At 61.0% G+C, this 12,581-nt stretch carries 10 protein-coding genes and 2 pseudogenes; 5 read left to right on the plus strand and 7 right to left on the minus strand.

Translation table 11 applies throughout. The features are described from left to right. Nucleotides 1-46 precede the first annotated feature (46 nt). Genes HAQ05_RS12165 through HAQ05_RS12180 form a run of 4 tightly spaced genes read left to right on the plus strand, consistent with a single transcriptional unit; the run spans nucleotide 47 to nucleotide 3,299 of the window. Nucleotides 47-1,153, plus strand: a complete 1,107-nt coding sequence (locus HAQ05_RS12165; protein WP_190420846.1) for an FAD-dependent oxidoreductase — start codon at nucleotides 47-49, stop codon at nucleotides 1,151-1,153. Next, nucleotides 1,143-1,448 carry a (2Fe-2S)-binding protein gene (locus HAQ05_RS12170; protein ID WP_190420848.1) on the plus strand — a complete coding sequence of 102 codons (306 nt, stop codon included), beginning with the start codon at nucleotides 1,143-1,145 and terminating at the stop codon, nucleotides 1,446-1,448. The genes HAQ05_RS12165 and HAQ05_RS12170 overlap by 11 nt, the downstream gene beginning before the upstream one ends. Then, a complete protein-coding gene (locus HAQ05_RS12175; RefSeq protein ID WP_190420850.1) occupies nucleotides 1,445-2,965 on the plus strand; it encodes an FAD/NAD(P)-dependent oxidoreductase in 1,521 nt (506 codons plus the stop codon). The genes HAQ05_RS12170 and HAQ05_RS12175 overlap by 4 nt, the downstream gene beginning before the upstream one ends. Further along, nucleotides 2,955-3,299 carry a RidA family protein gene (locus HAQ05_RS12180; RefSeq protein WP_190420852.1) on the plus strand — a complete coding sequence of 115 codons (345 nt, stop codon included), beginning with the start codon at nucleotides 2,955-2,957 and terminating at the stop codon, nucleotides 3,297-3,299. Before HAQ05_RS12175 ends, HAQ05_RS12180 begins: the two co-directional genes overlap by 11 nt. Before the next feature lie 280 nt (nucleotides 3,300-3,579). On the opposite strand, the gene HAQ05_RS12185 is transcribed toward HAQ05_RS12180, so the two are convergent. Beyond that, nucleotides 3,580-3,894 (minus strand): DUF7693 family protein, encoded by a 315-nt coding sequence (locus HAQ05_RS12185; RefSeq protein ID WP_190420927.1) that lies wholly within the window; start codon nucleotides 3,892-3,894, stop codon nucleotides 3,580-3,582. Between the two features lie 115 nt (nucleotides 3,895-4,009). On the opposite strand from HAQ05_RS12185, the gene nfsA reads away from it, so the two are divergent. Further along, nucleotides 4,010-4,831, plus strand: coding sequence for an oxygen-insensitive NADPH nitroreductase (gene nfsA, locus HAQ05_RS12190; RefSeq protein ID WP_190420854.1), 822 nt, complete (start codon nucleotides 4,010-4,012; stop codon nucleotides 4,829-4,831). A 105-nt stretch (nucleotides 4,832-4,936) separates the two neighbouring features. On the opposite strand, the pseudogene HAQ05_RS12195 reads toward nfsA, so the two are convergent. The 6 genes and pseudogenes from HAQ05_RS12195 to HAQ05_RS12220 form a co-directional block, all read right to left on the minus strand. After that, a pseudogene (locus tag HAQ05_RS12195) lies at nucleotides 4,937-6,038 on the minus strand (IS3 family transposase). Nucleotides 6,039-6,051: 13 nt separating this feature from the next. Further along, nucleotides 6,052-6,440 (minus strand): annotated as a pseudogene (locus HAQ05_RS12200) (transposase); the annotation flags it as partial. A gap of 362 nt (nucleotides 6,441-6,802) precedes the next feature. Further along, complete coding sequence (locus tag HAQ05_RS12205; RefSeq protein ID WP_238935138.1) at nucleotides 6,803-7,744, minus strand: acyl-CoA dehydrogenase family protein; 942 nt, start codon at nucleotides 7,742-7,744, stop codon at nucleotides 6,803-6,805. A gap of 330 nt (nucleotides 7,745-8,074) precedes the next feature. After that, the gene (locus tag HAQ05_RS12210) at nucleotides 8,075-9,298 is read right to left on the minus strand and encodes an alpha-hydroxy acid oxidase (RefSeq protein WP_190420856.1); all 1,224 of its coding nucleotides are present in this window, start codon (nucleotides 9,296-9,298) and stop codon (nucleotides 8,075-8,077) included. Next, entirely contained in the window at nucleotides 9,295-10,875 is a 1,581-nt protein-coding gene (locus tag HAQ05_RS12215; RefSeq protein ID WP_190420858.1) for an ABC transporter substrate-binding protein, read from the minus strand. Before HAQ05_RS12215 ends, HAQ05_RS12210 begins: the two co-directional genes overlap by 4 nt. Nucleotides 10,876-10,987: 112 nt before the next feature. Further along, a complete protein-coding gene (locus HAQ05_RS12220) occupies nucleotides 10,988-12,556 on the minus strand; it encodes a rhodanese-like domain-containing protein (protein ID WP_190420860.1) in 1,569 nt (522 codons plus the stop codon). Nucleotides 12,557-12,581: the final 25 nt, after the last annotated feature.

The following is a 12,581-nucleotide window of genomic DNA, read 5'->3' on the forward strand; positions in this document are numbered from 1 at the left end:
ATGTGCAAGTCACTCATCGGCCGTGCGCGGTGCAAAAGGAAACAGCGTGGAGCAAGCGGAAATAGTCATCGTTGGCGGCGGCCTTATGGGCGCGGCGCTCGCGTGGGCCCTGGCCGGGCTGGGGCACGATGTGCTGGTGCTCGATGGCGGCGATCTCGATCCACGGGCATCGCGGGCCAACCTGGGTTTGGTCTGGGTCAGCGACAAGGGCGTGGGCCAGCCGGATTACGCCATCCTGTCCCGGGACGCAGCGTTGCATTGGCCAGCGTTCGCCGCCGTAATACAGGAGGAAACCGGCATTGACCTGCAATTGCAGCAACCCGGCGGCTTCAACTTCGCCCTGTCCGAGCAAGAGCTGGAGCAACTGACCGCAAACATGGCGACCATCGCGGATCAGACCCATGGCGAACTGTGCAGCTATGAAATCCTTGACCGCGAAGAAGTCCGAGTCCGGTTGCCGCACATTGGGCCGGGCGTGGTGGGCGCCTCTTTCTGTCCCTATGACGGTCACGTCAATTCGCTGCGGCTGTTCAATGCACTGCACTTGGCAATGACCAAACGTGGCGTGGATTACCGACCCCAGCGCCCGGTCGAGCTCATCGAACCCACAGACGATGGTTTCACCGTTTCGGGAGCCTGGGGGGCAGTGCGGGCGCGCAAGATTATTCTGGCGGCGGGCCTGGGCAACACACGCCTGGCGCCCATGGTCGGTTTGTACGCGCCCTTGGTACGGTCCAAGGGCCAGGTGATCGTCACTGAAAAATGCAGACCGTTTTTCCCCTCGGTGTCAGGGGCACTGCGTCAGACCGGGGAGGGCAGTGTGCTGATTGGCGAGAGCCAGGAAACCCACACCGGGTCGTTGGCGGTCAACCACAGCATCAGCGCGGTACTCGCCGAGCGTGCCGCACGGGTATTTCCTGTCATTGCAGACTTGAACGTCGTGCGGATCTGGACCGGTTTTAGGGTCAAGACCCCGGACGGCATGCCAATCTACCAACAGTCCGAAACTCACCCAGGGGCCTTCGTCATGTTGTGCCACTCTGGCGTGACCCTGACGGCACTGCACGCCCTGGAGATCGCCCCGCAGATTTCAGCCGGTGTTTTGCAGCCCCGGTTGCAGCCATTTCACGCCCGGAGGTTGCATGTTTCGTAAAGTCACGCCCGGCGATAAGGCTCTGTCTTTCCATTTCGAAGGCGGTGTTTGCAGCGCAGAACCTGGCGACACCGTGGCGCTGGCGTTGCTGGTAGCGGGTATCGACAGCTGTCGCGACAGTGTCGTGAGCGGTCAGCCTCGCGGCCCCTATTGTTTGATGGGCGCCTGCTTCGAATGCCTGGTGGTCATCGACGGGGTCCAGAACCTTCAGGGCTGCCAGGTTCAGGTGCGTGAGGGGATGGTGGTCACGCGGCAACGCGGTGGCCGCCATGCGCTGGGGGACACTCTGTCATGAGTGCTTCGCTGATTGAGCATGCCGACCGACTCGCCGCCCGTTACGACGTCGTCGTGGTTGGCGCTGGCCCGGCCGGGTTGACTGCCGCGACGCAAGTAGCCGCCGAAGGTTTGAGTGTTCTGGTGCTCGATGAAAACCTGGCACCGGGCGGGCAGATCTATCGTGCGATCACGCTCCGTGCTCAAACCGGCAGAGACTATCTGGGGGCAGCTTATTGGGACGGCAAGCGGATTGCCGACGCCTTTCTCGCCAGTTCGTTGACCTATGCGCCCGCTGCCAGGGTCTGGAGCCTGGATCCGGCGTCTCCCCGAGACGATGAGCCTTACGCGCGAATCGGCGTCTCCCTCGGCGGTGCATCCAGGCATGTACAGGCGCGCAGGGTGATTCTGGCCACCGGCGCCCTTGAGCGTCCGACGCCCGTGCCGGGCTGGGCGCTGCCGGGGGTCATGACCGCGGGCGCCGCGCAGATTGCCTTGAAGTCCGCCGGCCTTGTTCCCAGTGGCCGGGTAGTTCTTGCTGGCTGTGGCCCGCTGCTTTACCAATTGGCGATGCAATTGCAGGGCGCCGGTGCGGACATCGTTGCGCTGCTCGACACCGGCCCCGGCATGGGGTCAGCCTGGCAACATTTGCCGCAATTTCTGTTCTCGCCCTATGTCATCAAAGGGCTGTCGCTGCTAATGAGCGTGCGCCGGCGCTTGCGCGTGGTCAGCGGTGTCCGTCATCTCGCGATTGAGGGCGAAGCCAAGGCAAGGCAGGTCAGGTTTGAAACCGAACGTGGGACAGAAACCCTGACCGCCGATCTGGTGCTGCTGCATCAAGGCATTATTCCCGACACTGCCCTGGCTAATTCGGCAGGTTGCGCGCTGGAGTGGAACGAGTCGATTCGTGCCTTCCAGCCCAAGGTCGATGTGCAGGGCTGCAGCAGTCTTGCCGGTATCTTCGTTGCTGGCGATGGTGCCCGGATTGTCGGGGCGCTGGCCGCAGCTGAAACAGGGCGAGCGGTGGCGTTGGCGGTACTTGCTCAACTGCGGGCCGAGCGCGCGGAACAGTTTGAGCAGCAGCGAGTTGATGTGCTCAAACGCAGCGCGTGGCTGCAACGCGGCCGACGTTTCATCGATGCGGCTTATCTGCCGACTCAACCATTCCTAGCGCCTGAAGACAGCTCGACTCTGATCTGTCGTTGCGAGGAAGTCACCGCAGGCACTGTGCGTGAAGCCGCCAAACGCGGCGCCTGCGGACCTAATCAATTGAAGACGTTTACCCGCTGTGGCATGGGCCCTTGCCAGGGACGCCTGTGCGGCCCGACGGTGGTCGAGTTGCTGGCCGATGAAGGCCGGATCAGCCCGGCGCAGGTCGGCACCTATCGTTTACGGGCACCGATCAAACCTCTGCGTCTGGCTGAAATAGCCGGACTGCCCGCTACCTCTGCAGCCATCCATGCGGTGACTGGTGTATGGCCTCTGACACCCAAAACACACCCTGCTCAAATTGACCGAGAACTATCGAATGACCGATAGACATTTACAGACGCCCATCATGCATCGCGTGGTGGAGAGCAATGGACTGGTATTCCTTGGCGGCGTAACCGCCGATGACGAAAGCTTGGATATGGCCGGGCAAACCTTGCAGGTGCTGACCAAGATCGATCAGTACCTGGCCGTGGCCGGCACGGACAACAGCAAACTGCTGAGCGCCACGATTTTCCTCACTGACCTGGGTCAGAAGCCGCAAATGGATACTGTCTGGAAGACCTGGCTGGCCAAGGATGATCTTCCTGCGCGGGCTACTGTCGGCGTCGCCGATCTGGGGGGTAATGCGCTTATTGAGGTCGTGATTACCGCAACTAAATAGCAACGTTGGAGGTGAGGGCCGACACGTCCACGGTGAGACTTTACGCACGTCCCAGCTTGCAGGCAGGTGCTGACCGGCGAGATAGACGGATCGGCAACCACAGGGTTCAGGCAGTTTTAAAAGCAATGCCGCAGGCAAGAAACCCTGCGCTCAGTCGCTGCCTCAGAAAGCCGACCAGCTCGGTCACCGACTTCGGCACATGAGGTGAGTAAGGCCGTATGAGATGAATCTCGCGGGCAAATAGTGGAAGTAATGTGTTCTCGCCAACGCGAATATCACGCTAACAAGTGCTGAGCAGCCGCTCCAGCTGCGCAAGCTCCCAAGTGCTCAAGAGCTCCATGGGGTCGGTACCGTACCGCTGGAACGAATCGAACAGGTAAGCACGGCCGTCGGGGCTGTAGCAGCTATCACAATAGTCCAGGGTATCGCAATCGTTGTAGAGCGTGATCACCCAACCATCTGCATCTACCGTCATCAGGCCGCAGTAGATCTCGCCCCAGGAGTGGTTTCCGAGCCGGCGCATGATGCGCACGCCAAGGGCGATGTCACGTAGAACTTGGCAGGCCTCGCGGGCGGTAAGGGGCTTGGGGGACAACACGAAATTCACCTGTGTGGATCAACCTCGAACGAATGGTATATGAAACTTCGCACGGGGTGCGTGCCGCGCTGCCGTCAATTTGTTAGCCTCGGTCTCTATTTGGAGATCACACATGACAACCAATGCTCAGTCAAAGCTGGCAGCCCGTTATGGTTCGGTGAGTGCCTCGGCACCTGCCATTTGGAACGAGACCATTGACCAATTGCTCGACCATCGCAGCGTTCGGGCCTTCACTGATCAGCCCTTACCACCAGGCATTATCGAAACGCTGGTCGCTGCGGCCCAGTCGGCCTCAACGTCCTCGAACCTGCAGGTATGGAGCGTCGTCGCTGTTCAGGACGCTGATCGAAAGGCTCGGTTGTCGGCGCTCGCGGGCAACCAGGCCTACATTCGCCAAGCTCCGCTGTTCTTCGTCTGGCTTGCCGACCTGTCCCGGGTGCAGCGGATCGCCGAGCAACAAGAGGTTGAACTGGAGGCCTTGCCTTACCTTGAGAGCCTGCTGCTAGGAACCATCGACGCCGCGCTGGCGGCTCAAAATGCGGTGGTGGCTCTGGAGTCGCTTGGCCTCGGAAGCGTTTACATCGGCGCCATCCGCAATGACATCGAAGGTGTTGCCAAGGAGCTCCAATTACCTCCCCAGGTCTACCCCGTGTTCGGCCTCTGCGTCGGGTATCCGTCCACGGATCGGCCAGCCAAGGTCAAGCCAAGACTGCCCCAGAGCGCAGTCCTGCACCACGAAACCTATTCAGCCAGTGCCGAGCCAGATGCGATCGCGGAATATGACCAGGAGTTGGGTGCGTTCTACCAGCGCGAGGGCCTCAAGGCATCTGGGTGGTCGGAGCAAGTGATCAGCAGGCTTCGGAGTGTTTCGAATCTGCACGGGCGTGAGGCGCTTGTTGAAGAGCTCCAGCGGATGGGGTTTGGGCTGCGCTGAAGCATGTTATTCATCGAACATCTTCAGGGCAGGGCGGCCAACGCCCGATTGTATGCTCGTTATCACCCATTTAATGGCATTCAGCCTGGGAATGGGGTGTAGTGGTCAACTGATCCCGGACACTGCGTTAAGTTTTTCTTCAGCGACCGCAGGTGCCGCCAACGCAGCGCTCATGTAGCCCACCGTCGTGTTTTCAGACTGCGAAACAGCCGCTCCATAGGCGCGTTGTCAAGGCAGTTGCCGCGCCGGCTGATGCTCTGTTTGAAGCGGTATCGGCATAGCCTCTGGCGGAAACTTCGGCTGCCGTATTGGCTGCCCTGATCGCTGTGGAACAGCACCTTTTGAGGCCGGCCACGCTGCTCATAGGCCGGCGTCGGGCTTCGCCGAGAACGCCCAGCCCACAACCCGGCGCGCATAAAGATCGATTACGGCCGCCAGGTAGTGCCAGCGACCCTCAGCCCAAACGTACGTGATATCACCGCACCAAACCTCATTAGGGACGCAACGGTGAACTCCCGGTCAAGCACGTTCGGGATATCGAGCCGCTCCACGGTAGCCTTTTTGTAGGCATGCGAACCCGGCTGCTTGCTGATCAAATTCATCTCGCGCATCAACTTACGTACCTTGAATCGCCCAATGCATGCCGTCCTCTTTCATCATCTGCATGATGCTCCGGCTGCCCGCAGCGCTTCGACTTTGCGTAAATAGCTCGTTCACACGGCTGCGCAAAACCACCCGCTCGGCATCCGGAAATCGACGTTTGCGGCAGTAGGCGTAGTAGCAAGATCGGGTGACTTCAAATACCGAGCACAACAGATCAACCGGCTCCTCGGAGCGAAGCTGATCAACTAATGCGAGCGATCGTGCTCCTCGGCCATCAGAGCGCGGTAGCCTTTTTTAGGATCGACTTTTCCCGTTCCAGCCGATTGATTCGGGCTTCCAGTTCTTGGATTTTTTGCTGCTCAGGTGTCAACGCCTTGCTGGTCGGGGTGACGCCGCCACGCTCCTGCTGGAGCTGGCTGACCCACCGACGTAATGCTGATTCAACCAACCCGAGCGATCGAGCTGCCTCAATGTGGCTGTTGCCTTGGTCTAGCACCAGGCTGGCGGCTTCACGTTTGAATTCGGGGGTAAAGGTACGGCGTGCTTGGTCATCGGACACCTCTCTATGGCGAGCATTCTCGCCCAAATGGGTGTCCGGTTTCATCAGACCACTACAGCAGCACCTCATTGAACAACCAGCGGAACAGACCACTGTCACGAAAACGGCCATGGCGATTCTTCGAAAAGGTCGAGTGATTGGGTACTTCGTCTTCCAGGCCCAGCCGGCAGAACCAGCGATAGGCCAGGTTTAGATGCACCTCTTCGCACAATCGTCGCTCGGAACGGATGCCATAGCAGTAGCCGACGACCAGCATGCGCACTATTAACTCTGGATCAATCGAGGGGCGCCCGATGGGGCTATAGCAATCCGCCAGGTAGGCGCGCGCAAGTCACTGAGATCCAGGCACTGGTCGATGTTGCGCAGGAGGTGTTGAGCCGGGACGTGATCTTCCAGATTGAACGAGTGGAACAGACGCTGCTGCCCTCCCGGTAACTGTCCCATCATGCTGTTTGCTCCCGCGCTCGCTGACAGAGCAATTCTGCCGGCGCCATGGGAAGGCAGCTACGTTTTCAACAGAATTGACCCAAAACGGACGGCGAAGAATAGCGGGACGGCAGGAGGCGACCGTTTGGCTGAGAATCGGTGACGTCACCTCTAAAAAGAAAGGTCGACTGAGCTCTTGATCTACTTTCGGTTGTTCCTCTTATGTTCATGCTCTATTTCGCCACAATTGCTCTTTATCACGATTACGTGTCGATTCGTAGTTGTCTGTCCATTCGCTGAGCCATTCGAGAGTACAACTTGGCCGCGATCGATATCCCCCACGATCTGGCGCTGGTGGCTCGGCGGCACTGAATGGCAACCGACTAACGTGCAGCTACACCCACTTTCCACTGCTTGGGCGGGAGGGTGCCGTTGACCGCATACTCGCCAACGATACGATCTTTGTACACTCTCGGGTTATGCGAACTAAGCGTACGGGCGTTGCGCCAGAAGCGGTCCAGGCCTTGGGGCAGTAGTGTTGCTGAGGCGCCCAAGGCATCGAACAGCTGCGTGGCTGCGTTCATGATCAGGCTGGTGACAATCGTCTGCGCCTGCGCAACCTCCAGTTCAGCCATCGCCACGGCGCGTTCCTGCGCCTCAGGTGCGACACCAGGATCAATCTGCGCGGCCCGCTGGATCGCGCTGCCCAGCTGCGCGACGATCGCGCCGGCGCTGTAGGCCGCCGCGCGCAGTTGCCCAATCACCTGGAGAATCTGCGGATCGGCGGATGCGCGCGAGGCATTGCCGATGCTGAAGGTCCGGGTGCGTGAGGCAACCGCCTGAGCGGTTTCGCCAGCGATGGCCCGGCCAACGCCCGCAAGGTTAGCCAAATGTACGGTCTGCAGAAAGGCCGGCGAATAGGCGAAACGATCCTTGTCCAGCTTCACTTCCTGATTAGCCACCCTGACGTGTGTGAAATGCGCGGTGCCGCTGGCGGTCAGGGTTTGGCCGAAACCGTTCCAGTCATCCACCACCTCTACGCCCGAGGCATTGCGGCGCACAGCAACGGCCATGGTTTCACCTTCGGGACTGGTGGCACCTACATCAATCCAGTCGGCGTAAAGGCAGCCGGTGCTGTAGAACTTGCTGCCGTTGAGTACCCATTCGTCGCCGTCGCGATAGACCTGTGTCGCGTAGGCCCCGAGTGCGACCTCCCCGGTTTCGCTGCGAGCGCTGCTGATCAGCACGTTTTCGCCCAGGCGTTTCATCCATCGATCACGGAACGTCCCGGCAGGGGCATAGAGCATGTTCTCCACGTAAGCCATATGGCCGCGTAATGCCTGCACCAGGTTGGAGTCGGCTTCGCCCAGCTCTACCAGGAGCGCAAACAGTTCGCTGATGCTGATCCGCTGCCGCCATGACTCACGGGCACCCGCAGCGAGAGGAACCCGGCCTCGCGCAGCCATTCGATCTCCCCTATGGGCAGGCGCCGTTCGCGCTCCCTGGCGATGGCAGTGGCGCAGATTCGTGCGAAGGTGGGACGAAGCGCTCGGCGAGCGCTTCGTACGTAGCAGTGGGTGGGCTGCCCCATGCGCCTTGAGTGTGTGACATTTCGACTCCTGTATGACCCTCTGAAACGGGTCAGGGCTGCCGGTTCAAGCCAAGTTCTGTGGTGGATTCGGGTGGGATCTGACCGGTATCACGGGGAGCACCAGACCAGTGTCCTGCAGGTTGTCCAGACCGATGTCTGCCAGGTCCGACACACCGGCATACGCCATGCAGCGGTCCAGCTCTTCGCGCAGGAACTGCAGACACCGCGCGCTGCCGGCGTATCCCGCTGCCGCTAGCCCGTACAGCGGCGCGCGGCCTAGCAACACCGCTTCGGCGCCCAGTGCCAGCGCCTTGAAGACATCGCTACCCCGCGCAAAGCCGCTGTCGACCCAGACCGGACAGCGGCCAGCAACGCTGGCGATCACGGCTGGCAGCAACTGGGTAGGGCTGCAGGCACTGTCCAGGTTGCGCGCGCCGTGGTTGGACAGGATGACTGCGTCGGCACCGGCGACCACGGCAGCGAGTGCGTCTTCCACGCAGCCAATACCCTTGATGATCAGCGGCCCGGTCCAGCGCTTGCGGATGTGTGCCACGGCGCGCCAATCGGCAGACTCGTCACGCTTGACCGGAGCCCAGCGTTGCTTCTGGCGACCGGCGACACTGTGACGCATCGCCTGCGGATAGTTTTCAAAACGTGGCATGCTACCTGCCGCCAGGTAGCGGGCAATCACTGCGCACAGCCATCCTGGGTGGCAGGCAAAATCCAGCACGTTGCGTCGGTTCAGGCGCATCGGCACGCTGAAACCATTGTGCGAGTTGTATTCGCGGTTGGGTGACACCACGGTATCAACCGTCAAGACCAGCGCGTCGTAGCCCGCTGCACGGGCGCGGTCGATCATCTGGTCACTGGTTGCGGTTTCCGGTGAGAGGTACAACTGAAACCAGAGCGCGCCATTGCACGCCTCGCGCACCTGTTCCATGGGCGTGATCGACGACATGGCCAGAACATAGGGCACGCCGGCGTCGGCTGCGCTGCGCGCCAGTTCGGCTTCACCGCGATACCAGAGCATGCCGGCGGCACCCGTCGGCCCAACGATCAGCGGAAGTCCCTGTGCTCGACCGAGCAGGGTCGTGGCGGTGCTGCGCTGGCTCACGTCCACCAGCGCACGCGGTTTGATCTTGATGCTATCCAGCACGCTGCGGTTATGCTGCAGGCCGACTTCGTCCTCGCTGCCACGGGCGACGAACTCGAACAGACCGCGGGGCAGGCGCCTTTTGGCCAAGGTGCGCAGATCATCGATATTCTGCGCCCACTGCAATTTACTCATGGTTTGAGCCACACGTTTTTAAGCGACGAAAGCGCGCCATCCGGCGCTTGCGACACGCCACCCAGCCTGGAGGAATACACCGAGAAGTTCTCCAGTTCGATTAGCGGGAACACCGGCAGATCGGTCTGGGCGATGAGTTGCAACTCATGGAAGCTCTTGACCCGCTCTGGGCCGTCACCCTGAACCTGAAGCGCCTCGATCAGCTTGTCCATCTCCGGGTTCTGGTAGTTCGAGGCGTTGACCCACGGGATACCGGGCTTGATGGTTCTCGACGAGTACTGCCGCAGTACACCCATTTGCGGGTCGGAATAGCCTGAGAACTGACCGCCGTTGATATCGAAATCGTATTCGCCGTAGACCTTGCGCAGGAAGGTCGGCAAGTCCTGGTTACGCACGGTTGCTTCGATGCCGACGCGCTTGAGGTTCTGGCGCACGTATTCGTCACTGTTGGCGAAGGTGTCGTTGAACGGCTGGTGGTCCAGATTGATGCGAAAGCGCACGCCGTCGGCCTTGCGCGGGTAACCGGCGGCGTCCAGCAACTGCTCGGCACGGGCCGGGTCGTACGGGTATTGCGGCAACCCTGTGGCATGGAAGCGCGTGACCGAGGACACGATCGGGCTGTCGGCGGGCTTGCCGAAGCCGTACCAGACGGTGTCGATCAGCCCTTTGCGGTCGATGGCCTGTGCAATGGCCTGGCGTACCCGCAGATCGGCCAGCTCTGGTCTGCGCAGGTTGAACTCTATGAAGTAGTACGAGGCTTGCCATTCATAGCCATGGGTGTCGATGACCAGATCCGGCAGGGCCTTGAGTCGTTGCACATCGGCCAGCGGCACCGGGTTGTAAGGCGCGTACAGGACCTCGCCGGTTTCCAGCGCAGCGGAGCGCGACGCGGCGTCCGGAATGATGCGGAACACCAGTTTGTCGACTTTCGGTTTGCCGGCGTCCCAGTAGTCCGGGTTCTTCTCCAGCGCGATAAATTGACCTCGCTGCCACTCCTTGAAGCGAAATGGCCCGGTGCCCACAGGCTTGACGTTGTACGGATTGGTGGCGACGTCGGTGCCTGCGTACAAGTGCTTGGGCAGGATCTGCGCCTCGACTGCATTGACCGCGCTGAAGATCACGGGCGACGGATGATCGAGTTTCAGGACCACGGTGAAATCGTCCGGTGTCTGCACTTCGCGCACGGCGGCGAAGGTCACGCGGCCGCGGGCATGGAGTTTTTTCCAGACTTCTTCGAGGCTGTACTTCACGTCCGCAGAGGTGAACGGCACACCGTCGTGCCATTTCACGCCATTACGCAAGTGGAAGGTGATGGTCAGGCCGTCGTTCGAGGTTTCCCAAGACGTGGCCAGCGAAGGCTGCGGATTGAAGCGTTCGTCATAGCTGACCAGACCATCAAAGATGTTGCTGGACACCACCCCGTTGGCGTAGGTGTTGTTGATGGCGCTGGTCATCGCCGTCGGTTCCGGTTGCACGATGGCCGTCAGGGTGCCGCCAGTCTGTGCATGGGCGAGGGGGATCACCAACGTGATCAGCGTCGCCGCCAGGTAAAGGGTTTTCACAAGATAGCTGGGCACGGTGTTGCTACTCCATATGGACTCACAGGGGGCAAGGGCGCGAGAGGCGCCCACCGCTGATCCTGCGCAGGAGCGCTCAGAGCAGTCGTGGGATAACGGGTGAATCGGTGTCTCAGGCCCTGATACGGAAGCGCGCGTTGGCGTGGTCGCCTACTTGGCGCGGCAAGTCTTCTTCCCAGGCGATGTAGGCGGCGCTGGCCTCGGCGTTGCCGTCATGGCGGTCATGCAGCCAAAACAGATAATCGATGCGCAGATCGTCTGGGACCTCGACGCGACTGTCCGACGCGATGGCTGCCGAGCGCCATTGGCCTGCGTCGCCGGTGACCACGTAAGCCTCCAACTTCTGGTCCAGCAGGTCCTTGACCACGCCTCGCGCCAGAGCGATGTTTTCCGCGAACACCAGCCACTTCCTGCCTGCGCCGAATTGTTTACGCAGGCCATCGAGGCGTGCACGATTGACCCACTGCGCATTGTGCGGCCGCACCTGCTGATAGCCGGCGCTGCGGTCGGCAGACAGCACGACAGCACCCTGTTGCAACCACAGCGCCGCGGTGGTGGCGTCGATGTATTCAAGCCCCGACCAATCGGCCTGCACCGGCGGCCGGGCCAAAGCCTCCCGGTCGATGCCGATCAGCACGCTCGCCTCCCAGCCCAATTGTTGCAGCCAATGGGCCGTGGTGGTTGCACGCACGCCATCTTGATCATTGAGCACGATGCGCGCGTTGCGCGTGCCGACCCACAGGTCGAGCGTCTGGACCAATTGGCCGCCAGCAACATTGCGCGCATCGGCGCGATGGCCCGAGGCAAATTCCGAGACGTCGCGCACATCGAACACGTAAGTGGTGCGGCTGTCGTCGGCCTGCCACTGGCTCAGGGTCCGCTCGTCGATCGAAGTAATCCCGTGGCGTTCAGCCAAATCCTGAGCGCGCTCTACAGCTGCTTCGCGGGCCGGGTTGCTGATGGCTTGGTAACGAGTGGAATCATCATTGACGGTTTTCAGCCCGCTGAGGCGCCAGCCTTGGGTGCCTCCCGCCAGCGCCACGACCTTGTTGGGCACGCCGCCATTGATCAGCGTCTGCGCGCCGACGATGCCACGGGTGCGCCCGGCACAGGAGACCACCACCAGGGTGTCGGGCGAAGGCACGAGGTCGTTGAAACGGTACAGCAGTTCGGCACTGGGTACGCCAATGGCCGTCGGTACATGAAAGCGCTGGTATTCCTCAAGGGTGCGGCTGTCCAGCAGCACGTAGTCAGCCTTGTCGTGGATCAACCGATTCAAGTCTTCGGGCGAAATTGCTGGGGTGTGCAGGCTGTGCTCGACGCATTCGGCGAATGCCTTGCTCGGCACATTGATGCCCTGGAATACCGCGAGACCTGCGGCCTGCCAGGCCAGGATGCCGTTTTCGAGTACATGCACATCGGTATAGCCCAGCGCATTGAGCACGTGCGCGGCACGTTGGCCCTGTTGATTGTGCTCGGCGAGCAACACAGTACGGGTGGTCAGCCGTGGCACTCGAGGCGGGAATTCAGTTTCCAGCACGCTGTACGGTACGTTGATTGCCAGCAACGGGTGCGCTTCGCCAAAGATGCCTTCTTCGCGAATGTCGACGAAGGCCAGTTCTGCTCCGTCTTCCAGCCATTGCTGCAGGGTGCTGATGGAAATCGGTGGGTGTGTGCTCATGGTAAATCCTCTGAGAAAGGGGGTG

Origin of the sequence: Pseudomonas typographi (genome assembly GCF_014694385.1) — a bacterium.
Lineage (GTDB): Bacteria > Pseudomonadota > Gammaproteobacteria > Pseudomonadales > Pseudomonadaceae > Aquipseudomonas > Aquipseudomonas typographi.

What these genes read in the sequence shown, in the direction of transcription:
- nfsA (WP_190420854.1), top strand. Translation starts at nt 4,010, where the DNA reads ATGACAACCAATGCTCAGTCAAAGCTGGCAGCCCGTTATGGTTCGGTG.
- HAQ05_RS12210 (WP_190420856.1), bottom strand. Translation starts at nt 9,298, where the DNA reads ATGAGTAAATTGCAGTGGGCGCAGAATATCGATGATCTGCGCACCTTG.
- HAQ05_RS12220 (WP_190420860.1), bottom strand. Translation starts at nt 12,556, where the DNA reads ATGAGCACACACCCACCGATTTCCATCAGCACCCTGCAGCAATGGCTG.
- HAQ05_RS12175 (WP_190420850.1), top strand. Translation starts at nt 1,445, where the DNA reads ATGAGTGCTTCGCTGATTGAGCATGCCGACCGACTCGCCGCCCGTTAC.
- HAQ05_RS12180 (WP_190420852.1), top strand. Translation starts at nt 2,955, where the DNA reads ATGACCGATAGACATTTACAGACGCCCATCATGCATCGCGTGGTGGAG.
- HAQ05_RS12205 (WP_238935138.1), bottom strand. Translation starts at nt 7,744, where the DNA reads ATGGCTTACGTGGAGAACATGCTCTATGCCCCTGCCGGGACGTTCCGT.
- HAQ05_RS12170 (WP_190420848.1), top strand. Translation starts at nt 1,143, where the DNA reads ATGTTTCGTAAAGTCACGCCCGGCGATAAGGCTCTGTCTTTCCATTTC.